Genomic DNA, 24,311 nt, shown 5'->3' on the forward strand with positions numbered 1-24,311 from the left:
AATCAAAAAAGACTTTTGTATCAATATTTTTAATCGTCAAAGCACAAGCCCTACTGAATATTAGGGCACATTATATACTTTTACTATTCTTTTCCTTTTTCCGATGGCTCAATCTTGTGACCATCTCCTTCCTATCGACCTTTCTGTCAGTTTTTACTGCCTCCCATACGAGCTGGCATACATTTCTCCATCTGCGCTCAGCCCTCTTGTCATGGTAGTCATTCTCGCATGTTCATTACCGAAAACGAACTCCTTTACAGAAATAAAAAACCTATAAAACATGGTGATTCAAGGGTGTTTGATAAAAAGGCAGACTGAATATATCATCTGCCTTTCTTAACCCGGAATATGCATTAGGAATCGCAGCGGAAGCTGAAAGCACAAGAAAATCAGTTAGTTTCCGGTTCTATCTGGCCATTTGACAGGTTTACCGTCCGCCCCGGCGAATCAGGTCGCAATACCTGAGTGCCGGAGCGTAGATAGCCTAATGCATATTCCAAGTTTAAAACTACCAATTAATATCCAGAATGAATAAATGCTGAATCGATCATTCTAATACCCTTCGTTTTGGGAAATCGACGGGATTGACCTATCAATCTCTTTCTGGGGAATCGGACGTAAGTAATGCTTGGCTTCCATCTGCCCCAATGCGGCGGTCCAAGGGTTCATCAAGGTGGTCCGATCGATCAATCTACCAGTTCTTTTCAGATCAAACCACCGGCAATATTCGCCCATCAATTCCCTCGCCCGTTCATCCAAAACCATATCGATGTCCAAGTTTCCGTTTGCCCGGTAGGATACCGTGCTCAAGGAAGCCAAGTTGGCAGGCTCTTCAGCACGCAAGGGATCAGCACCCGCATTGGCTCCTAGTGCTCGGTCCACTATCGTATTATAATAGACCTCTGCTCCTCCCAAGTCACCAGGTGCAGCCCCTTTTAGGATCGCTTCTGCTGCTATTAAATAGGCTTCTGCAGAGCGGAATAAGGCCAGATCAAAGGTTCCCATAGCATCATCGTAAGGAATGCCCGGCTCCCAAAACTTCCACATTAGGGGCGTTTTATCATCCACATGATAGGGAGAAATTGGATTAATACCGATTTCATCCACATTCAGTACGGCATAGGGCTTACTACCTCCTACATCCATGCCTTTGTTTTGGTCACTGGCTGGATTGTTCCACGGGGGAAAATACAATACCGTATCGCCTTTTGCGATATCGATGGTGGTAGACGGATCATCAAAATTCGGTACAAAATCAGCCACATCTATCAATGCGTACATGGCTTCTACGAAATTGTGATGGTACCTAGTATCAATATCCGGATCAAACAACCGGTATGCGGCAGGAGTGACGATATAGTTCCCTTTTGATCCATGACGGTTATAGTCACTCGTTCTTCCCAGAGAACCTGGAATATCTTCCGCACCACTGCCAAAAATCGAATGGTAATCATTCCCTATAGCATACTGACTGGGTTCATCATCATCACTGCCATTCGTCAAGATATTGTCACTGAACTGTACAGCGAAGACAATTTCATCGTTTTTATCGTTTTTTGGAGGAAACGTTTCTTCAAGTGGATTCTCCGCATGAAGTGGGAATAAATTCCGATATTCAGCCTCCAATGGATAATCAGCGATGATCATGTCGGCATATTCGACGGCCGATTCAAAATCAGCTGCCGTTCCCCCCAAGGAGTTGTTAAAATTCCATCCCCTCGTCAAGTGAACTTTTGCCAATAGAAACCGGGCGGCACCTTTTGTTGCTCTACCGTACTCGGCATTGTCTTTTGCAGGCAATATCGATTCTGCCTCTTCCAAGTCTTGGATGATCTGTTCATAAACCTGAGCTGCAGGTATTTTGACCACTTCCCGACTAGCAGTAGTCGTCTCCTCCAAAGGCATTGGAATATCCCCCCATTGCTGTACCGCATAGAAATAAGCCATTGCTCTAAGGAATTTGGCTTCTGCTACTCGTATGGCAAGCAGCCCTGGATCCATTCCCTGCACACCTTCCTGTCTTGAGATGGCTGTATTCGTCCTGGCAATTTGCTTATATAGCAAATCCCAGAGCTTTGTTGCTGCGCCCACACTGGGTGTAAACCGGATATCATATGCATTTAACACCCCGCCTTGGTTTCCATTGGCGGCTTCATCCCATGACGTACTGGTAAATATATCCGTCCCCATCAATACCAGATCACGCTCTTTGTGTATCTCCCTGAGCTTAGTATAGTTTGACCGGACCAGGTCTTCGAATCCCTGTTCGGTAACGTAGTAATTATCTGTAGTCTGGTAGGAAACCGAATTCTCATCCAGAAAGTCATCGCAACTGGTACCTAAAAAAGCCAAGAGAACCAGTGCTGTTATATGCTGTTTATTAAATAGTTTCATATTTTGAGTTTTTACTGTCCGAAATAAAATGGTTAAAATGAGACATTTAATCCAAACAAATAGGTGGCAGTTGGTATACCATCATTGTAGGTACTGGAATTAAACTCCGGATCCATTCCATCAAAATCGTAGAAAACAAATGGATTGCTCACTTGGGCATACATCCTAAATTTGGTAAATCCAATTTTATCCAACGCAGCCCGCGGCAAGGTATAGCCAAATGTAATATCAGAGATTCTCACAAAACTTGCATCTTGATAGAATATCGCTCCCCCGTGCGGATTAGGCACGCCTGGGCCATAGTAATCATTGGTGGGATTGTTAACCGTCCAGTAATTTAGGTTCAACGTATTATATCTTCCTGCACCTATTTGGCCCATTGTTCCACTTAGCATATTGTTTCTATATATAGCTCCCTGACTGGTATAGATCAGGAACGACAGGTCAAAATTGCCATAGCTAAATTTATTGGTCATCCCCATCGTCCAATCAGGCTGTTCTGAACCAATAATGGTCCTGTCATCCATTCCCTCATTGGTAGAAATAGTGCCATCATCGTTTTGGTCAACTACCTTTACCGAACCGGGTACCTGACCATATTCAGCAGCGGCAGCCTCTTCGTCCAATTGCCAGATTCCGGCAAATTCATACGCATAATGCGCCCTTAACGGCTGACCTACAAAAAGACCTGTAGCTATATCCGCCATGATTCCCTCACTGCCTATGGAGACTACCTCATTCACGTTTTTGGCAAAGTTGATACTGGTAGACCATGTGAATTTACTATTCGCTATATTTACTGTATTCAATGTCAACTCAACGCCCTTATTGGCCACTTCGCCAACGTTGGTGGTCACACTGCTAAATCCGGAAGAGGTAGGGATCTGCTCGTTATAGATCAAGTCCACCGTATTTCTGTGGTAAAGTTCAAAAACACCACTTATCCTGTTATTGAAAAATCCCACATTGATACCTATATTCCATTCCTTGCTTTTTTCCCAACCTAAGGATTTATCGGTCAGGTTTTCGGGAGCAAACCCAAATGCCGGTGAACCGTCAAAATCATAGGGCGTTTTGATCAATCTCGCCTGCGTACTGTAAGGAGCTACCGAGCTATTTCCGACATACCCATAGCTCACACGAAGTTTCAGGTCGGATACCGCACTCATATTCCTGATAAACTCTTCATCCCCTAATCTCCATGCAATGGCAGCTGAAGGGAAGAAGTCCCATTTATTTTCCTCGCTAAGCTGAGAAGCACCGTCCCACCGGCCTGTAAGTGTCAAGAGGTATTTATCCTTAAATCCGTACATAACCCGGCCCATATATGAAAGCAATGACCTTTCTGTCAGTCGTGTGTTTAATTCGACTGGCCTTCCTGTCCCTAATGCGTACCATAAAGAGTTATAAGGGATTTCATCGGCATAGCTATCCATTTCTTCATTTCGCTGATGAAAAATACTCTGTACACCTGTAACCGTGACATCATGGTGGCCCATCTCTTTCTTATAAGTGATGATGTTATCAAGTGTATAATTGGAAATATCATCTGTTTGACGGAATGCTCTCGGCAATAGTGAAGTCTTTCGGTCCTTGGTCATTGTCCCCCTGAATTGCCCCCACCTTGAATTGCTCACACTCGCAGACAAGGAGGACTTGACGGACAATCCTTCGACGGGCATCAGTTCTACATAGGCATTCCCGAAGAAATTATCAGACCTTGTTTCATCTTGGAAATTCTCAGGGTCGATTTCGATGAGAGGATTCAACACCTGCTTATCATTGATCCCCATCCAAGCGGCATAACCATTCCATGCAAAATCCTGGTTTTCGTCCGGATTAAGGATATCATCATACAAGGCCACTCCAGTCGGACGTGCACGGTAAGCACTTCTCAGTGCTTCATTTGATCCCAAATCTTTCTTTGCAACACTGTAGTTAGCTGTAAAACCAACCCTTAGGAATTTGGTCAACTTACTATCCATACTTCCTTTGATGTTGTACCGTTGGAATTTTGTATGCTGCAATGCCCCGCCTTCATTCAAATATCCACCTGAAAAATGGTAGTTGGTATTATCGCTTCCTCCTCCTACTGATAAGGAATGGTTTGTTTGTAAAGCTGGCCCGGAGATCTCATCAAGCCAATTCGTGCTATTACCAGAATCAACCATGTCAATCTCTGTAGAACTGAAAGGCCGGCCCTGAGGATAGCCATTGAGTTCACGGTCAGTTACACTTGCCTTATAAAATTGCTGGGCATTCATCATATCTGGAAGATGGGCGGGAGTCTTAACCCCCACATATCCATCATAGCTTACGACCGGCTTACCTTTCACTCCTCTTTTGGTAGAGATAATTATCACGCCATTTGCACCCCTAGAGCCATAAATAGCTGTGGATGAAGCATCCTTAAGAATATCCATAGACTCGATATCCGCAGGGTTCAGCGCATTTAGATCGCCCCCCATGACCCCATCGATCACCACCAATGGTTCATTGCTGTAATTAATCGAACTCAGGCCTCGAATGTTGATATTATACCCAGCACCTGGCCGGCTGTTTTGCTTGGAAACCGTCACACCTGCAGCTTGGCCTTGGATGGCCTTGGCAGCCTGGACGGGATTTGCGCGGACAATGTCCTCCGACTCCACCGAACCTATTGCTCCCGTTGCATCCTTCTTTTCTATCTCGCCATATCCAATCACCACCACTTCTCCTAGGGAACTGATATCAGGCTCCATGGATAGATTAATAAGGGATTTGGTGCCTACGGTGACTTCTTGGGATTTATATCCAATGGAGCTAAATACCAAGACCGTATTTTGACCTGGTACCTCAAGTGAATAGTGCCCTTCAACATCCGTTACGGCACCTGTTGACGTTCCTTTAACGAGGATATTTACGCCAGGTATTGGCACTTTTTCTTCATCTGTAACTACCCCTGAAACTTTTGTCTGAGCCCAGGAAGCACTTGCGTAGCTTATTAATAAAGCTATCAATAAGAGTTTACGTTTTTTCATAAAGATTATTTTAGGTTTAAAGTGACCCACGTGGTTACTCGTGGATTAATTGACAATGAAGTAAGGAAATTCGCATTATTACATGATGGATATATCATTCAAAAACATGGATGAATTGCGTTTTTACTAAAAAACAGCCTGTACATCACTAAAAGAGGCAATCATAAAACCTATTCCGCCTTATTTATTGTCATATTATAAAAAAGGCCCTTCCCTTAAACCCGGATTATGCGTTAGGAATCGTAGTGAGAGCTGAAATTGCAAGAAAATCAGTTAGTTTGGAGGCATTAGCGTAGCACCGCTACGGTTATGCCGAAAACTAAAGTGAAACGGCTGATTTTGAAGCAGTTTCAGGTCGCAACAGATAGGCTAATGCATATTCCGGGTTAAAGCAAAAATAGCATCGAGTATACACCCGATGCTATTTTTGTTTATCCTACATTCTAAAACGCCTATTGCGGACCAGTCATATTTCTCCTGTCCGGTTCTAGTTTGGTCCCATCATTCCTCCCCCGCTGTCGTCCCCTTTGAGGTCTTCATTTTCGATGGATCTCTTTTTTCGTTTTGGAGACACGCTCATTTTACCTATCCTATAACTAAAGTTGATCTTAAAGTTCATGTTGCGCATAGAATTGGTGCTGTATTGGGTGATGGTGGGTGATACGATTTCACTGTTCATCTTAAACTCCGGCGTAAAGAAGTTTTCCGCACCAAAACCTATACTTCCCTTTTTGTCATCAAATTCCTTGTTAATATTTAGGCCATAGATACCAAAACCACTATCATAACCCTGAAGGTTTACTTTTCTGCCACGGGCAAAGGCAAAACCTTGCAGCACCCATGTTTCGGTAATATTATAGTTACCAAACATTCTTCCGCTTACCACAAATCCCTCATTGGAAGCATTGTACAGCGGGTCATCCACATTGTTGTCGATCATGGCATAATAAGCATCGATTCCACCATTGAAGGAAAGCTTGTTGGAGACATTGATATTGGCAAAGAGGTTTAGCCCTACTGCTTGCTCACTACCGATGTTTTCATAAGTGGTATATATCACCCCTTCGTCCAATACACTCCTGATCGGCTGAATGGATCCAGAGGTATTGCGGTAAAAACTGGCAATATTGATACTGGCAGATTTAAAGTAAGTACTGTAAGCCAATTCAAAATTATCGGTGTATTCCGGATCCAAGAGTGAATTTCCTTGGGTGATCTGAGTGGGATTGGATCCTTGGATGTTGGGATTAAGATACCTCAGGGAAGGACGCTGTATCCTTCTGTTATATGCAGCCTTGATCATATTGCCACTTTCCATCTTTCTGCTGAGGTTTATGCTAGGTACCAATACACCGTAGTCCGGGATATCCGCTTGGGTTTCTCCTGTCTTGAAATCCGCATTGATAGTGGTGTACTCGTATCGCAGCCCTGCCTTGGCCGTATAGTTTTTCAGAAAGCCTTGCGTAAATGAAACATAGCCAGCAGTGACATTTTGATCATAATCAAACTCATTGGAATAGGATGCATCATCATTTTCAACATACTCACCATCTGCGCCGTCCGCCGTAAAATAAGCATAATCACTACTTACCCTTCTCAGGATGTTTTTAGCTCCGTATTCTAGGATCTGGTTCTCTCCATCTCCTAAAGGGGTAACATAATCGAGCTGTAGGGTAAATTCCTGATTATTAGAGGGGTTTTCATTTTTGACCCTACTGGCAACGGTACTAAAGTCGTCTTCCAATACGGCCTGAACAAAATCATTCGTTCGGTTATTACGGCTATACAATCCCATAATACTGAATTCCTTCTGCGGTTTCTCATATGTACGGGTATAATTTAGACTCACATCCACTGTATTGGAAAGGTTTTCGGTATTCACTCTCCTCATCAAAGCACTCACCAGCTCATCGTCCAAGAAATTCTCTGTCAACAAATTATCCTGCTTGCTCTTCCTGTTAAACATCCCAAAATTTACAGATGCAGCCAGCCAATTGTACTTGTCTATTTCGTAGTCCGCTCCGAAGTTATACCTTCCCATTAGCATATTGTTTCTCGTATCCGAACTTTGGATGATATTGGATACAGAACCATCTTCATTGGTGACCATTTGGTTATTTTCGAAGCCTCCTTTTATGTTATAGCCGGTCCGGCCAAAACCACCAAGGTTAAAGCCCCATTTGCCTGTCCTGGCGCTGGCATTGATCCCCAAGTTCGACCCTCTTAATCCCGCACTGGTATTGATACTAATGGACTTTCCTTGCAGGTTATTTTTCTTGGTGACGATATTGATCACCCCTCCTGTACCTTCTGCATCGTACTTGGCTGATGGTGAAGTGATGACTTCCACTGTCTTGATCTCATCGGCCGGGATCTGTTTCAGTGCATCTGCTATGGAGCTGGCCGACATGGTAGAAGGCTTATTGTCGATAAGTACCGTAATATTGCTACTTCCCCGCATGGATACATTACCATCCAAGTCAACAGACAGCATCGGCACTCTCCTCAATACATCCGAAGCATCTCCGCCGACAGTAGTTTTGTCATTTTCGGCATTGTAGATTGTTCTATCCACTTTCTCGGTGATCAGTTCTCTTTGGCCCTGTACAGTCACTTCATCAAGGGATACAGACTCTTCTTCCAAGCCGATATCTCCTAGGTCAATGGCTCTCTGACCTGGTGAAACCGTAATCCCCGCTCTACTAAAAGCTGCAAATCCAACAAAATTCACCTTTAACACATATGTCCCCGGGTCAAAACCCGTAATGAAAAACTTGCCTTCATCATCGGCCACCCCTCCAGACACCTGCTTGTCGGTGTCCGCATCCAGCAAAAGCACTGTCGCATAAGCTACAGGATCCCCGCTGGTATCCTCCACTACGGTTCCAGTCAACTGGTATTCTTTTTCGGTGTTTCCCGACACTTCCTGTGCCTGGACTGACTGTAAGGTCCCCGCTAGGAAAAGAGCCCACACACCGATTTTTCGAATAAATGATTTCATGTATATCGATTTAGATTTGAAAGTTCACTTAAATGGATTTAGCCTGAACGTACATCAGGTTCCGACAAAATTCAAAAGCAAAGTAATTCTATTCGAAATCACAAAAAAACACAATAGATGACAAGCGGTACTTTATCGACAAAAGTGGCATTACAATAGACGGATGGATATACACCTTAACCCAAAACACTTCCATTGGGTCAAATCACCGATCTATAGGTAAAAAAACGCATTTGGACGATTATATTTTTCAGATATGGACAGTTTCTTTTAAGTTTATCAAATAACCAATCGTCCTACGCATGAACCAAGGTCTCAAACTGCACAAAAACATCTCCATCCTCATCCATATCCTAGCATGGATCCTGATAGGTGCAGTACTTTTTCTTTTAGGGCCACTTTCATGGAGCACCACCTTACCTGCGGAATTTTGGTACAGGCAGCTGACATTGATGGGCTTATTGGTCGCACTTTTTTACACTAATAAAGACATCTTTGTCCCCAAGCTTTTGTTTAGGGGAAAAACCTGGCTGTTTTTATTGCTCACTTTGTCGATATGTTTTGGTTTGATGTTTCTCATGGAATATTTCGAAAACCTGATCCACCTGCCAGAATTGATGCATAAGGCCTTCCACCCTGAGGGAGACAAGCCCTTTAAGCCAAAAGACGACTATATAGACCTCTTCATGCTCCTCGTGCTCCTTCTAGCATCTGGCATCAGCACGAGCGTCGCCACCGTGCAAAAATGGCAGGCAGATGAGGCTCTTAGAAGGCAATTGGACCAGCAGCGGATCAGCTCTGAGCTGTCCTACCTCAAAGCCCAGATCAATCCCCACTTTTTCTTCAATACGCTGAACAATATCTATTCGCTCACCAGTATCGATGTGGAAAGTGCCCGGATAGCGCTACATAAGCTTTCGAGAATGATGCGCTACGTGCTTTATGAAACGGAGAAAGACCAAACATTGCTCAGCAAGGAAATTGGCTTTATCAAGGATTTTATCGAATTGATGAAGCTGAGGATTTCGGACAAAGTGACAATAGAGCTGGATATCACCGAGCACTTTGAAGACCGTGTAGTGGCTCCTATGCTGCTTTTGCCTTTTGTGGAAAACTGCTTTAAGCACGGCGTCAGTAGCCGACAACCAAGCACCATTTCCATAAAAATCCACACACAAGACAATGCCCTTACCCTGGAAACATCCAACAAAATCGTCCCACAAAACCCTACCAGCCCAGAATCCAAGCAGCAAGGTATCGGACTGACCAATACCAAAAGGAGACTATCATTGCTGTACCACCATAAACACGAACTTGTCATCGATGACGAAAATCCAGAAAATGAATATCGTGTAGCCCTTAAAATCAACCTCTCATGAAGCTAAAATGTATCGCTGTAGATGACGAGCCTTTGGCGCTAAAGTTGTTGTGCAGCTTTATCGAGCAGACGGCCTTTTTGTCCTTGGAAGGCCAGTTTGAAAATGCCATAGATGCCCTTGCCCACACGCACAACAATGAGGTGGACCTGATCTTCTTGGATATCCAGATGCCCGACCTCTCTGGGATGGAGCTGGCACGAGTACTCGAAAGCAAGAAATCTTCCAAAAACACCCGAATTATCTTTACTACTGCCTATAATCAATTTGCCGTAGAAGGATATAAAGTAGATGCACTGGACTATCTGCTGAAACCCTACAGCTATGAAGAGTTTCTTAAAGCAGCCACCAAAGCCTATCAATTTTTCGAAGCCAAAAGTCAGGTTTCTACCAGAGAAAAGGACAATAAAGAGTACATTTTCCTAAAAGTCGAATACCAACTGGTCAAGGTAATGCTGAAGGATATTCTCTACCTGGAAGGATACAAGGATTATGTAAAGGTTCACCTTATTGGCAAACCCTCTCCTACACTCTCTCTGACAAGTCTGAAGAACATGGAAGAACTGCTTCCTGAAGACCAGTTTATGCGCATTCACAGGTCATATATCATATCTCTGGACCATATTGACTCTATCACCCGGAATACCGTGAACATCGGCAAGACGACCATCACCGTAAGCGATCACTACAAGGATCACTTTCTTCAGTTTGTCAATAAATGGATTGGGTAGGGCTACCCCAACGCCAAAAAAATGCATTTGTCCCCTTCCTTTCCATTCCGTAAACTTCTCAACACGACTTTTCAATTTTGATTTTATTATTCCCAAAACTGTCCTATTTTAGAACATCATTACTAGGTTCACCTGATTTATCTCAGTTTAACCCGGATTATGCGTTAGGAATCGTAGTGAGAGCTGAAATTACAAGAAAATCAGTTAGTTTGGAGGCATTAGCGTAGCACCGCTACGGTTATGCCGAAAACTAAAGTGAAACGGCTGATTTTGAAGCAGTTTAAGGTCGCAACACCTGTGCGCCGTGGCGTAGATAGGCTAATGCATATTCCGGGTTTAAGCAGTAGGAATCGTTATAGTCTGTTCCGAAAGATGTCAGGAAATGCTGAAAACCACCTTGGAGTTTAGCACAAACACTAGTTACACAATGAAAAAACATAGGACCAATATTACCAGCTACACACTAACTAAACGGCGTTGATTCGGGATCCAAAGTCCACTTTTAAACAATCGTACATGACAGCTCTTCAAAAGACATTTATGGAGATGGCCATCAGCCTCTCACGGGAAGGAATGAATTCCGGTAAAGGAGGCCCCTTTGGCTGTGTGATCGTCAAGGACGGCGTGGTGATCGGAAAGGGAAACAACCAAGTCCTGAGCACCAATGACCCCACCGCCCATGCGGAAGTCGTTGCGATCAGGGAAGCCTGCAAGACGCTTCGTACCTTCCAGTTGGATGGATGCGAAATCTACACCTCATGCGAACCCTGCCCCATGTGCCTGGGCGCTATTTATTGGGCCCGCCCTGCAAAAGTTATTTATGCCAACACACGTCAAGAAGCCGCTGATGCGGGATTTGACGATGATTTCATCTATCAGGAACTTCCACTGTCTCCATCCGATAGAAAAATCTCCATGATTCACTCTCCTGACAATGCCGCATTGGAAGTATTCCAGGAGTGGATTTCTAAAGAAGACAAAAAAGTTTACTGATTTTTACCGCAGTTTTTTACCCTGTCATACTGACAAAACCCATTATCAATGCACAAAAGTATAGAAAACGACCTCAACCAGTTTGATGAGCTACTTACTACAGTAAAAGACAAAGGCATAGCCTATCTTAACGCACTTTCCGAGCGGCCAACTTCATCTACTCATCAAGTTACCGAACATATTAATTTGCCGGAGGAAGGTCCCGGCACCCTCAAAGCACTCGAACACTTCCTTCAGCGTTTCGAGCCACTTATGGTGGCTTCTTCAGGTCCTCGATTTTGGGGTTTTGTAACAGGAGGCACCACACCTGCGGCTATTGTCGGGGACTGGCTTACCTCCATTTATGACCAAAATACACAAACGACAAAAGGCGATGGGGATGTGTCTGCCACCATCGAACAGGAAACCATCCAGTTGCTCCTTGAGCTGCTCCAGTTGCCAAAAGACTACCTAGGCGGGTTCGTATCTGGGGCGACCATGTCCAACTTCACCTGCCTGGCCGTAGCACGGCAGTGGGTAGGGCATCAACTAGGCAAGGACTTCGCTAGGGACGGTATCACGGAGACCATTCCTGTAGTATCAGCCACACCGCACTCCTCCTCCATCAAATCCCTGGCTATGCTCGGTCTTGGTAGCAAAAACATCATACACATCAACACCAAGAATGGCAACCGCGAGGCCATGGATATGGAGCATCTTGAAAGCACCATTCAAAATCTGCAAGGTCAGCCTTTTATACTCATCTCAAGCGCTGGCACGGTAAACACAGTGGATTTTGATGACTTTTCGGCCATTGCCAAACTAAAGGAAAAACACCAGTTTTGGTGGCACATCGACGCGGCTTTTGGTGGCTTTGCGGCTTGCTCACCATCCTATAAGGGGCTACTGATGGACTGGCACCAAGCAGATAGCATCACCCTGGATGGCCATAAGTGGCTCAACGTCCCCTATGAAAGTGGCGCGTTCCTAATAAAAGAAAAACACCAATTGCTCCAAGTAGCTTCTTTCCAAAACTCCAATGCGCCCTACCTGGGAGATCCCATGGAGAGTTTTAATTACCTCAATTTACTTCCAGAAAACTCAAGGCGCCTCAAAGCCCTTCCTGTTTGGTTTAGCCTCGTTTCCTATGGACGAGAAGGCTACCAATCCATCGTTGAAAATTGCATCACATTGGCAAAGGAATTTGGCCAGGCAATTGAGGAGAATGAGCGTTTTGAACTCTTGGCACCCGTGAGACTGAACACGGTCTGCTTTTGCTTAAAAAACCAGGCCCGTACGGCTTCATTTTTGTCTTCCTTGAATGCCACTGGCAAGGTATTCATGACCCCTACTACCTATCAGGGAAAAGCAGCCATCCGAGCAGCCTTTGTCAACTACAGAACAACCAAAAAAGATATTACCTCTACCTTAAAACTAATGGAAGAAACCTGTCGATAATGCCCAATAATGGCTATAACGAGGGCTGTGTCCGGCATGTCCTTTGATACAACCATTCTCATTCTTGGCCTGCGCTTATCTCATGTCTCACATCTCAATACTCACGTCTCTAGCCATTGCTTTCAACCTCACTTTTCCCTTACTATTTTCTTCTGGAACTTTTCCCTAATCACCTCTTGGACGGGGCGGTTTTGGATCTTGCTGTCCAGCCAAGAAATGATATCCAAATACAAAAATGCACGTTTCTCATAAGGGTGGTTTTCGTATTGCACCAGCTTGTCCCTCAATTCCCTAAAAGCGGATTTCAACTCATATTCATAAATCCTGTTGAGTTTTCTGACGAAATGCATCATCTCCTGCTGCACCAAATGCAAGTCCTGCATCTTGATCAAAAATTTATAGACATTTCTGATCTGCTGCTCCAAGTTATCATCCAGGCCTTCTTCATAGCTGGCAATCAGCTTCAGGATATGGGCAAAACACTGTAAATCCTCCCTCAGTCCATCACCTGTATGGCTGATCACCTCATCCAAATGCCTGATAGCACCCAAATTATCCCCACTCCCAAAATACAGACAAGCAATCTTATAGTGGAGAACGACCACATGGTGCACATCCAGTTTTGACCGGAGCTCACGCATTTCTTTCAGTAGAGGCGGAATGGCTTTTTCCACCCCCAAACTAAAGTCGCCAATTAAAAAGTAATAGTTGATGCTATTGGAATAATAATAGAGAAAGGCCAAAATGCGGCAGTTATCGTCCATTCTAAAATCATCATTTTCCAAGCTGTCCTTAAACTGTTCAAACACAACGATAAACCGCTCATACCGCTGCAAGTAAAACAAGGTATCCAGCAGATAATGATAGGCTTTCAGGTAATTGCCCGTAGCCACCTTTTTCATTTGGGGATGGTTTTGGTACAAGCTTACCCACCGTTGTGCCGCTCGGTAACATAAGGGAAAATCCTGTAAAATATGGTAAAACCAGACCTGTGCCTGAAACAGGTATAGTTTTTCGTAAAAGTTCAGCTCATCCAGCTCGTATTCCGGCATATTTTTTAGGTAATAGGCCTCCACCAACCTCCTGTCATATTCATCCTTGACATGGCCCATTTTAAGGTACAGCCCATAAAGCTGCAAGGAAAGGTTACTCAGAGTGTTCTTCAGCGAAGCACTGCTGACAAGCCCCTTTGCTTCATTGGCCAATATCTCTGCCCTGTCCCGCATACTCCTGGTAATGTGCTGGGATTCTATCACCTTCTCCAGCTCCACGATCCGTAGCATGATCGTGTCCAGGTAGTACTTTTTGGCCGTTTGCTTGGCCTTGTCCAGCAACTTTAGGCTCTGCTTATACAGCCCCTTATTATAGAGAATCCGTGCAAAATCTATCTGCTCATTCAGCTGTAACTCCACATTATGATCCGCATAGATCAACCGTAAACTGACCAAAATCTGCTTGTATAAATGGGATTTCATATTGGCCAACTGCTTTTTGGTAACAGGAGCCTTCTTCAGGAGTACTTTTTCATCATAGACCTCCATTTTATCCAACGCATCAAAAAGCTTCACAAATTTGGCGTTTTCGTTGGCTCCAAACCGTTGGGTGTAAAGCTTAAATCCCCGCTTATCCGAAGCACTTAAGGACTTGATCAAAATAAATACACTATCTTTTTCCTTGTCAGACATCAGACAAATTACACGTTTAAAATACTCAAAATCAATTATTTAACAAAATACACAGCCTGTTAAACATTGGACAAATAAAGTTAAGGCAATTTACAATCAATCCATAAGATTTTACTTTAGATTTTAGAATAAAAACTCAGATTATGGATAAACGACAAGTATTGATCTTTGACACTACCCTAAGGGACGGAGAACAGGTCCCTGGCTGTAAATTGAACACCCCACAAAAAATCGAAATTGCCCGACAACTGGAAAACCTCGGCGTGGATGTGATCGAAGCGGGCTTTCCGATTTCAAGCCCTGGGGACTTCAAATCAGTCGTAGAAATATCAAAAAGTGTTTCTGAACCTATTATCTGTGGACTTTCCCGTGGAGTGGCCAAAGACATAGAGGTAGCTGCCGAAGCCCTAAAATACGCCAAAAGACCGCGTATACATACTGGTATCGGCACATCCCCTTCCCATATCAAATACAAATTCAAAAGTACACCCGACCAAATCCTTGAACGGGCAGTAGCTGCAGTAAAACACGCTAAATCTTTTGTAGAAGACGTAGAGTTTTATGCGGAAGACGCCGGAAGGACTGACAATGAATACCTGGCTCGCGTCTGTGAATCGGTCATCAAGGCAGGAGCCACTGTCCTTAATATCCCGGACACTACTGGTTACTGCCTACCTGATGAATACGGTGCAAAGGTAAAATACCTCATGGACAATGTGAGGGGCATCGAAAACGTCATCATTTCCGCCCATTGTCATAACGACCTGGGACTGGCCACAGCAAACTCCATATCCGCTGTCATGAACGGTGCTCGCCAAATCGAATGTACCATCAATGGTATAGGAGAAAGAGCCGGCAATACTTCTCTGGAAGAGGTCTCCATGATCATGAAACAGCACCCTAGGCTGAATGTCTATAACAACATCAATTCCAGACTACTAAACCCAATTTCCAGACTGGTTTCCGAACGAATGGGCATGTACGTCCAGCCCAATAAAGCCATCGTTGGATCCAATGCCTTTGCCCACTCTTCGGGCATTCACCAAGATGGTGTCATCAAAAACCGTGAAACTTACGAAATCATCGATCCAGCAGAAGTCGGTGTTCATGAATCCATGATCGTATTGACCGCTAGAAGTGGTCGAGCAGCTTTGGCCTTCAGGCTTCATAAAATCGGCTATACCATCACCAAACTACAGCTCGATGAGGTTTACCAACTTTTCTTAGAACACGCCGATTTGAAAAAAGAAATAACAGATGAAGATCTTCATGAAATCATGAAAATTTCCAGTGTACCTGGAAACGTAGAAGCGTAAACACTGAACCCCGTTTATGCTTTAGGAATCGTGACAGCCTGTCCCGACGGATGTTGGGAAGGTTTAAAACTGCAAGAAAATCAGGCTGTTTTCGATTCTACGTAGTGGCCAAACAGGTTCCCCATCCACCGCAGATCAGGCAGTAATAATGGTGTGCCGTGGCGCAGATAGCCTAATGCATATTTCGGATTGAAGATCAATTGTCCATAAAAAAATCCAGTGAATCATGATTCACTGGATTTTTTTATCTCTTCTATTAAGGGGACTTTCAGCCCTTAGGCCCATTAGGCATCAAATTACCTAAGGCACGTTGAGCTCCTCCCATCTTATTCATCTGCTTCATCATCTTCCTCATGTCCCTAAACTGCTTCATTAAGTTATTGACCTCTTGAATGGATCTTCCGCTACCGTCAGCGATCCGCTTTCTCCTACTTCCATCGATCACATCTGGATTTTCCCTTTCCAGCGGTGTCATGCTTCTGATGATCGCTTCTATTGGCTTAAAGGAATCATCATCGATATCCATTCCTTTGATCATTTTGCCCATCCCAGGGATCATGCCCATCAGGTCTTTCAGGTTACCCATTTTTTTGATCTGCTCGATCTGGGAAAGAAAATCATCAAAGTTAAACTGGTTTTTTCGAATCTTGGCGTTGATACGCTTGGCTTCATCTTCGTCAAAAGACTCTTGGGCCTTTTCTACCAAAGACACAACGTCTCCCATACCAAGGATCCGCTGGGCCATCCTGTCCGGATAGAAGACGTCCAAGTTTTCCATTTTCTCACCAGTGGAGATAAACTTGATCGGCTTATCCACTACGTGGCGAATCGAAATGGCCGCACCTCCACGGGTATCGCCATCCAGTTTGGTAAGCACTACCCCATCGAAATTCAACCGTTCATCGAAGGTCTTGGCCGTATTCACGGCATCCTGCCCCGTCATGGAATCCACTACAAACAAGGTCTCCGCAGGATCAAGGTGCTTCTTCAGGTCGGAAATCTCATTCATCATCTGCTCATCAACGGCAAGTCGCCCAGCTGTATCGACGATGACATTTTTCTTTCCGTTCTTCTTGGCGTATTCTATAGCCTTGGAAGCAATATCCAGCGCATTCTTATTCTCTGGCTCAGCGTAAACCTCCACTCCGATCTGCTCACCCAGCGTCTTCAGCTGTTCTATGGCCGCAGGACGATAAATATCACAAGCCACCAACAATACCTGTCGGCCTTGCTTTTTTAAATGTGTAGCCAGCTTACCAGAAAAAGTGGTTTTACCAGAACCTTGAAGCCCCGAAATCAAAATCACATTGGGATCTCCCTTGAGACTGATATCTTCTTTGGTCCCCCCCATTAACTTGGTCAGTTCTTCTTGTGTGATCTTCACAAGCAACTGCCCCGGGGAAACAGAAATCAACACGTCTCTACCAAGCGCTTCTGTCTTGATCGTATCAGTGACTTCCTTGGCTACCTTATAGTTTACGTCAGCATCGATCAACGCACGCCTGATCTCCTTAACTGTCGTGGCTACGTTGATTTCGGTAATCTTACCGGTACCCTTTAGGGTCTTAAATGCTCTATCTAGTTTATAACTAAGATTATCAAACATGTGCTCTTTCCTTCTATTTTACTGCAAAAATACAATAAATTAATTTCTATCGAAGGACTGCGTTATTTATTCGCCCAATTCTTTTATCTCGGCTTATGAAAGTTGTTTTCCTTGCTACAACAAAAAAATATAATATACCAACATTAAACTCATTTATTTACACATAAAACCTAAAAATACCACGATTACGGTATTTTATTTCTTAAAAATATCCCGTACCTTAGAATTACTGTTTCACTTTTTAAAACCAAGAAGTAAAAACATACTTTACTTTTAATTTTTAATCCTAAGAAGAAAAGCCGTCGGGTAACTTCGACGGCTTTTTACTTTTTCATACCAAATCTCGGATCATACGGAAAAGTAGGTTTAAAAGATAAGAGGAAAGGTTTTTTCGATTTCCTAAAACTAGCCCGTACACTGAAGAGGTGGTCAAAAAGCCCCTTTCATGGGATTTAGGGGTAAATTTTAACTAAATTCCTTCAAAAACAAAGTCTTTGCTCGGACGCCACTAGATATAAATAGCGCTTTATTCCAATACTCAATAAGGAGAAGCAATGTTAAGAAAGTGCGTCGAAAATCCCCCAGATATATTGCTTGATCGATCAGAAGAATTTTCTGTTCAATATTTCAGAAACCACTACGGCATCTTTCAGGCTTTTTGGATCCTTTAGCATGTCCCTGTAGCGATTGGAAGAAGCCTTTTCTTCGGCCACATCCTCTACTTCCTTCAGCAACCGCTCATCGGAATCTATTTCTACTTGGTCATCCAGTTTAACCAATTTTTTACCCTCAGAGGAATGCTCCGCCTGATAAGATCCTTCGTAGTATTGTCTTGCTGGTTTGGGCCGCTCTTGCGCAGGGATTTTTTCTAACACCTCGTTAGTGGTTTTGGGAGTCCTTGGCGCTTTCTCAAGCTGCTTCTGTCCGGATTTCTCCAGGTCAGCTTTTCGTTCATGCTGTTCGTTTCGGATCTCTTTCAGCAACTCTTCAAAAGAAACTGGTTTTCGTGGAGTTTCATCCTCCCCGGACATGTCCATATCTCCCTGTCCTTTGTCCTTTTTCTTCTTGGTCAAAGCCTGAATCACAAAAAACACGATTGTCAGAATAATATATATCAGCGTTCCGTTGTCCACCTTTATTGTTGTTTGATCAAAAGCAAGGTAAGAAAAAAAACCAAAACCATTACTGCGTTCTTATCACCAACTACTAAAAGCCTCTGATCCATAGAATGGGTGATTTTGCAAAGGGCAAACGCGTTTAGTGTTTTGAAGGGAAACACTTTTCGTGTAGGCATAGCTATCATCCGTGCCGCTGGCACTCCTTCGGGACCTGGAGGAGTGCTTAACGTCCTGCGGATGAATCCGCAGGTTACTAAATTCATCGTGCCGCTGGCACTTTGCCCCGATTTGTACATTGGAAACCGCAGTAGCCTAGGGTCAAGTCAACGCTTAAACCCGGATTATGCGTTAGGAATCGTAGTGAGAGCTGAAATTGCAAGAAAATCAGTTAGTTTAGAGGCATTAGCGTAGCACCGCTACGGTTATGCCGAAAACTAAAGTGAAACGGCTGATTTTGAAGCAGTTTAAGGTCGCAACAGATAGGCTAATGCATATTCCGGGTTAAATGACGGGTAAGGCGGTAGTGAATTTTGGGCGAGATCAAGGAGCAAAAAACGCCCCTATCCGTAGCTAAGGAAGTCTTTTTGCAACGTAGAGATAGGCCAAAAGGCACACCGGATTACACGTAGGTTTAGGTTTGGCTTGACACTAGATTGCCGAATGGCGGGATAGGCTGAAAGAATGATTAGTTGATTTGGATCGTACAAGCCGTCGCAGCTATCTGCTCATGTATATGTGGTTGGCTTGGTTGAGGTTAAACCCTAAATAGGCGTTAGCAACTGAGCATCCTGCCTCATCCGCCTTTGGCGGAGGGTCATATAGAAGGTGCAGGTGACAACAAAAAATGATTACACACAAAAGGGTAAGTTCCAGAGGAACGGTAGATATAAATGCAAATAGGAACATCTTTTTAAATCCGTTTGCCCCACTATCACGGCCACTCATTTGCTTATTGCCCTGAACTGATTAATTTTGTTAGTCTTATTCTATTTTAATTGAGCGTACATGCAGCTGACCAAGCTTGAGATCAAAGGTTTTAAAAGTTTTGGGGACAAGGTCACCATTCATTTTGACAAAGGCATTACTGGTATCGTAGGGCCTAATGGCTGTGGCAAGTCCAATGTCGTGGATGCCATCCGGTGGGTGCTGGGTGAACAGAAGACCCGAATGCTACGCTCTGACAAAATGGAAAATGTGATCTTCAACGGCACCAAAAACCGAAAGCCTACCAATATGGCCGAGGTCTCGCTGACATTTGAAAACACTAAAAACCTGCTACCAACGGAGTACACCCACGTAACCATCTCGAGAAGGTACTACCGCTCAGGAGACAGCGAATACCTCCTCAACGGTATCGCCTGCCGCCTCAAAGACATCAACAACCTCTTCATGGACACGGGAATCCAGTCCAACAGCTATGCGATCATCGAACTCAAAATGATCGATGAGCTGCTCAATGACAAGAACAATTCCCGCCGCGACCTTTTTGAGGAGGCTGCGGGGATCTCCAAGTTCAAAACCCGCAAAAAAGAAACCCTCAAAAAACTAGGTGACACGGATGCCGATCTGGACCGCGTGGAAGACCTGCTCTATGAGATTGAGAAAAACCTCAAGTCGCTGGAAAAACAGGCCAAACAAGCTGCCAAGTATTTTGAGATTAAAAAGTCCTATAAAGCCTCCAGTATTGCTCTTGCCAAAAAAAGTGTCAAAACACATACGGACAACCTCATCGGTACCAATGAGAAAATCACCGCCGAAAACGACCGTAAACTCGAACTAAACAACCAAATCACCTCCAGAGAGGCCGAACTGGAAAAGACGAAGTCTGACCTGATCCATAAAGAAAAACTCCTCTCCTCTCGCCAAAAAACCCTCAACGAACATGTCAACAAAATCCGGCAGTTTGAGAGCGAGAAAAAAATCAAAAATGAACGCCTACGCTTTCTGGAAGACCGCGCCGTAAAACTCCGCGAACAAATCGACCAAGACCGTAAGTCCAATGACCGCGCAGGGTTCAGCATCCGTTCACTGGAACAGGAAAAGGAAGTAGCCGAAAAGCTTCTTGCCGAAAAAGAACATACCGTACAGGGACTCAAGGAAGAATACGAGGAGCAAAAATCGGCACATGCCATTCAGCAAGAACGCCAGCGGGTCCTTAGCAAAGACTATGCATCCCGCAAGGACACCATCTACCAGCTCGGCAAAGAACTGGAAATAAAGCAAATACAACTATCCTCACTTAAACAGGAATTGGAAAAAACCGCTTCCGATGACGATAGCCAAGAAGCCAATCTCGCTGAGTTTGAAGAAAAAATCGTAGTACTTAAAGGTGAACTGGATACTAAAACTGAGCAACTTCAAAAAATAAAAGCCAAAGAAGAAGACCAAAACCAGAAAATAGAAGATTCCAACCGCACGATTGAGCTGATTCGCGAAGAAGTCACCCAGCTGGGCAGAAAACTGGACGCCAAGCAAAACGAATTTAACCTGACCAAATCCTTGGTGGAGAACTTGGAGGGCTTTCCAGAGGCTATAAAATTTCTCAAGAAAAAATCCAGCTGGGGAAAGGACACGCCTTTGCTTTCTGATATCCTCACCACTAGTGAAAACTATCGAGTAGCGATCGAAAATTACCTCGAGAGCTATATGAACTATTACGTGGTAGAAACAGAAACCCAAGCTATTGCCGCAGTCAACTTACTGAGTGATGCCGCTAGAGGAAAAGCCAATTTCTTTATCTTGGAGCACTTTGAGCGCTTTAGACCTGCCCAAAACAAGCTTTTTCCCAATGCTATCGCTGCCACGGAAATCATCGAATACGATGAAAAATACAGTAAACTGATCAGCTATATCCTTGATGAAGTCTACATCGTCCGAGGAGAAATCACCGATGTTCCCCCGGACAATGATGCCATTTTCATCACCGAAAGCGGCAAGTTTACCAAACGTAAATTCAGCATTTCAGGTGGATCCGTTGGACTCTTTGAAGGCAAACGGATCGGCAGGGCCAAGAACCTGGAAAAACTGGAAGTGGAAATCAAGGAGCTCAATAAAAAAGTAAGCGCTGCCAGGTCAAACCTTGACAAGAACGTAAGTGACCTGATGAAGCTCAAAGAGGTGTCCTACAAGAAGGATATCGAAACCCTCCAAGGTGAAATCAGCGAAGTCAACCAACAATATATTTCCGTCAAAACCAAAAAGGAGCAGTTGGCAGAAATGCTATCAACCAATGCCAACAAGCGGGAAGATATATTGGAAAAAATCGAAAGCCTCAATGCAGAGGTCGATGACATCGGCCCTAAACTGGAGGAAGCCAAAAGCGGTTTTGATGGCATGGAAGAAGAGCTGGAAATCATCAATGATCAATTGCTCCAAGAGGAGGAAAACCTCACCGTACGATCCAGCAACTATAACCAAGAAAACATCCAATACCACCAACACCTCAACAAGGTCGAAAGTCTGGAACAGGAAATCTCCTTTAAGAAAACGGCATTTGAGAATAGTAAAGAACGGATAGAAAAATCCCAAGGTGAACTCAGCAGTATCGATCAGGAAATCAAAGGCCTCCTGGACAATAACGAAATCAAAGATGATGAACTGATCGAACTGTACACTGAAAAAGAAGGCATCGAAATCGGCGTAACAGAAGCCGAGAAAAATTACTACGCTTCCCGTGGGGATATCGATGAAATGGAAAAAGGCATCCGTGCACTTTCCAAGCAAAAAGAAGGCATCGACACCATCATCATGGAGCTGCAAAATGCCCTAAACGAGGTCAAACTCAAGCTTTCAAGCATGAAAGAAAGACTGAGTGTCGAATTTGAAATCGACCTGGACGCCTTGATGGAGGAAGACCCTGAAGTGGCCGAAGACTATCAAGAAAAATCCACGGATCAGATCCGGGAAGAAGTCAGCAAAGCCAAGCAAAAACTCGAAAAAATCGGCCCCATCAACCCTATGGCCATGGAGGCCTATGATGAGATCAAGGAACGCCATGTCTTCATTACTGGCCAAAAAGAAGACTTGGAGAAGGCCAAAAACTCCCTGATGGACACCATTAAGGAAATAGACACCGTAGCCAAGGAAACCTTCCTGAATGCCTTTGATCAGATCAAAACCAATTTCATAAAAGTATTCCGAAGCCTCTTTACAGCCGAAGATGATTGTGACCTGAAGCTTACCGATCCCGACAATCCGCTGGAAAGTACCATTGAGATCATGGCCAAGCCGAAAGGCAAGCGGCCACTGACCATTAACCAGCTTTCGGGTGGAGAGAAAACCCTTACGGCCACTTCCCTACTCTTTTCCATCTACCTACTGAAGCCTGCGCCATTCTGTATTTTTGACGAAGTGGACGCCCCACTGGATGACGCCAATATCGACAAGTTTAACCAGATCATCCAAAAATTCTCACACGAGTCCCAATTCATCATCGTGACGCACAATAAGCGCACCATGGCCAGCACGGACATCATCTACGGCATCACCATGATCGAAGCCGGTGTATCACGTGTCGTTCCGGTGGATTTGAGGGAGCTGGAGGATATTATTGAGGATTAGTTTTATTGGCAATAAGGAAATTCATAGTCCTTGTTTGCAACAGGGAACATACGAGCGTGGCATTTGCAATGCCCGCATCCTACATCAAAAAGTCAACGTAAACACCAATAGAAAATCCTGCAATTTTCGATAAACAACCAGTTCCAATTTATTTCGTTAATAATTTAATATGAATAAATTGGAATTCATTTACTTACAATCAATTATCAGGTAAAGCAATAAGAAAAAAAATGGAAACGATAACAGTAGATATCCTTAACCCTAAAGCAAAAAGTTTACTTAAAAATTTGGCTGATCTAAATTTGATCAAGATAAATAAAGTAGACAAAAAGTCGGATTTTTCCTCCTTGCTTAAACATTTAAGAAATAATAATCCCCCCCTGTCTCTAGATGAAATCACTGAAGAAATAGAAGTGGTTCGAAAATCCCGTCATGAAAAGTAAGAAAATAGTCCTTGATACTAACTTATGGATTAGTTTTCTGATTTCTAAAGACCTGATCCAACTTGATGAGCTTATCGCTACCCAAAAAATTAAGTTGGTATTTTCTCTTGAGCTTATTGAAGAATTTATTGAGGTAGTAAGTCGGCCAAAATTCAAAAAGTACTTTTCCACGAATGATATCGAAAATATACTGGAGTATTTTGACCAATATGGGCAGATTTTTAAAGTAAAGTCAACCATTAAAGCTTGTCGAGATGAGAAAGATGATTTTTTATTGAACCTTTCAATAGACTCCAAAGCTGATTTTTTAATTACCGGTGATAAAGACTTGCTGTCCCTTGGGAAAATCGAAAAAACGAAGATTATGACGTTTAAAGAATTCACCAACTTCATTTCCTTCAATTATGAAAAAAGCTAAGTTAATGCTAAACTAACCCTTATTTAACCCGGTTTATGCATTAGGAATCGTGATGAGGTTTGAAACTGCAAGAAAATCAGGCTGTTTGGAGATTGAGGCATAGCACCGCTATGGTGAAATCGAAAACAGCAGCGAAGCGACTGATTTTGAAGTAGGTTCATACCGCAATACCTGTGCGCCGTGGCGTAGATAGGCTAATGCATATTCCGGGTT

Annotated in this window: 14 protein-coding genes; 8 read left to right on the forward strand and 6 right to left on the reverse strand. The window is 43.7% G+C overall.

Translation table 11 applies throughout. The annotated features are described in order from the left end of the window. Positions 1-552: 552 nt before the first annotated feature. The 3 genes from DN752_RS02480 to DN752_RS02490 all read right to left on the reverse strand — a co-directional run bounded on the left by DN752_RS02480 (position 553) and on the right by DN752_RS02490 (position 8,415). Complete coding sequence (locus DN752_RS02480) at positions 553-2,394, reverse strand: RagB/SusD family nutrient uptake outer membrane protein (protein ID WP_112782514.1); 1,842 nt, start codon at positions 2,392-2,394, stop codon at positions 553-555. 32 nt (positions 2,395-2,426) lie between these two features. Then, on the reverse strand, positions 2,427-5,414 hold the full coding sequence (locus DN752_RS02485; RefSeq protein ID WP_112782515.1) for a SusC/RagA family TonB-linked outer membrane protein: 2,988 nt from the start codon (positions 5,412-5,414) through the stop codon (positions 2,427-2,429). A gap of 487 nt (positions 5,415-5,901) precedes the next feature. Next, on the reverse strand, positions 5,902-8,415 hold the full coding sequence (locus DN752_RS02490) for a TonB-dependent receptor domain-containing protein (RefSeq protein ID WP_112782516.1): 2,514 nt from the start codon (positions 8,413-8,415) through the stop codon (positions 5,902-5,904). Between the two features lie 302 nt (positions 8,416-8,717). Here DN752_RS02490 and DN752_RS02495 point away from each other — a divergent pair, with 302 nt between their 5' ends. The 4 genes from DN752_RS02495 (at position 8,718) to DN752_RS02510 (ending at position 12,952) form a co-directional block, all read left to right on the forward strand. Beyond that, a complete protein-coding gene (locus tag DN752_RS02495) occupies positions 8,718-9,794 on the forward strand; it encodes a sensor histidine kinase (RefSeq protein WP_112782517.1) in 1,077 nt (358 codons plus the stop codon). Next, a complete protein-coding gene (locus DN752_RS02500) occupies positions 9,791-10,522 on the forward strand; it encodes a LytR/AlgR family response regulator transcription factor (protein ID WP_112782518.1) in 732 nt (243 codons plus the stop codon). Before DN752_RS02495 ends, DN752_RS02500 begins: the two co-directional genes overlap by 4 nt. 516 nt (positions 10,523-11,038) lie before the next feature. Next, positions 11,039-11,515, forward strand: a complete 477-nt coding sequence (locus DN752_RS02505) for a nucleoside deaminase (RefSeq protein ID WP_112782519.1) — start codon at positions 11,039-11,041, stop codon at positions 11,513-11,515. Positions 11,516-11,563: 48 nt separating this feature from the next. Beyond that, positions 11,564-12,952 (forward strand): pyridoxal phosphate-dependent decarboxylase family protein, encoded by a 1,389-nt coding sequence (locus tag DN752_RS02510; protein ID WP_112782520.1) that lies wholly within the window; start codon positions 11,564-11,566, stop codon positions 12,950-12,952. 128 nt (positions 12,953-13,080) lie between these two features. On the opposite strand, the gene DN752_RS02515 is transcribed toward DN752_RS02510, so the two are convergent. Beyond that, the gene (locus tag DN752_RS02515) at positions 13,081-14,637 is read right to left on the reverse strand and encodes a hypothetical protein (protein ID WP_112782521.1); all 1,557 of its coding nucleotides are present in this window, start codon (positions 14,635-14,637) and stop codon (positions 13,081-13,083) included. Between the two features lie 143 nt (positions 14,638-14,780). On the opposite strand from DN752_RS02515, the gene DN752_RS02520 reads away from it, so the two are divergent. After that, positions 14,781-15,953, forward strand: a complete 1,173-nt coding sequence (locus DN752_RS02520; RefSeq protein WP_112782522.1) for a 2-isopropylmalate synthase — start codon at positions 14,781-14,783, stop codon at positions 15,951-15,953. Between the two features lie 268 nt (positions 15,954-16,221). Here DN752_RS02520 and ffh read toward each other — a convergent pair whose 3' ends face one another. Together ffh and DN752_RS02530 are read right to left on the reverse strand one after the other, a co-directional pair. Beyond that, on the reverse strand, positions 16,222-17,559 hold the full coding sequence (gene ffh / locus DN752_RS02525) for a signal recognition particle protein (RefSeq protein ID WP_112782523.1): 1,338 nt from the start codon (positions 17,557-17,559) through the stop codon (positions 16,222-16,224). Positions 17,560-18,161: 602 nt separating this feature from the next. Beyond that, entirely contained in the window at positions 18,162-18,692 is a 531-nt protein-coding gene (locus DN752_RS02530; protein ID WP_112782524.1) for a hypothetical protein, read from the reverse strand. A gap of 990 nt (positions 18,693-19,682) precedes the next feature. Between DN752_RS02530 and smc the strand changes: the two genes are divergently transcribed. From smc to DN752_RS02555, 3 genes are all read left to right on the forward strand, one after another. Further along, positions 19,683-23,237 (forward strand): chromosome segregation protein SMC, encoded by a 3,555-nt coding sequence (smc, locus tag DN752_RS02545; RefSeq protein WP_112782527.1) that lies wholly within the window; start codon positions 19,683-19,685, stop codon positions 23,235-23,237. Between the two features lie 230 nt (positions 23,238-23,467). Then, on the forward strand, positions 23,468-23,680 hold the full coding sequence (locus DN752_RS02550) for a hypothetical protein (RefSeq protein ID WP_112782528.1): 213 nt from the start codon (positions 23,468-23,470) through the stop codon (positions 23,678-23,680). Next, positions 23,670-24,098, forward strand: coding sequence for a putative toxin-antitoxin system toxin component, PIN family (locus DN752_RS02555; RefSeq protein ID WP_112782529.1), 429 nt, complete (start codon positions 23,670-23,672; stop codon positions 24,096-24,098). Before DN752_RS02550 ends, DN752_RS02555 begins: the two co-directional genes overlap by 11 nt. Positions 24,099-24,311: the final 213 nt, after the last annotated feature.

The sequence above is a fragment of the Echinicola strongylocentroti genome, assembly GCF_003260975.1.
Lineage (GTDB): Bacteria > Bacteroidota > Bacteroidia > Cytophagales > Cyclobacteriaceae > Echinicola > Echinicola strongylocentroti.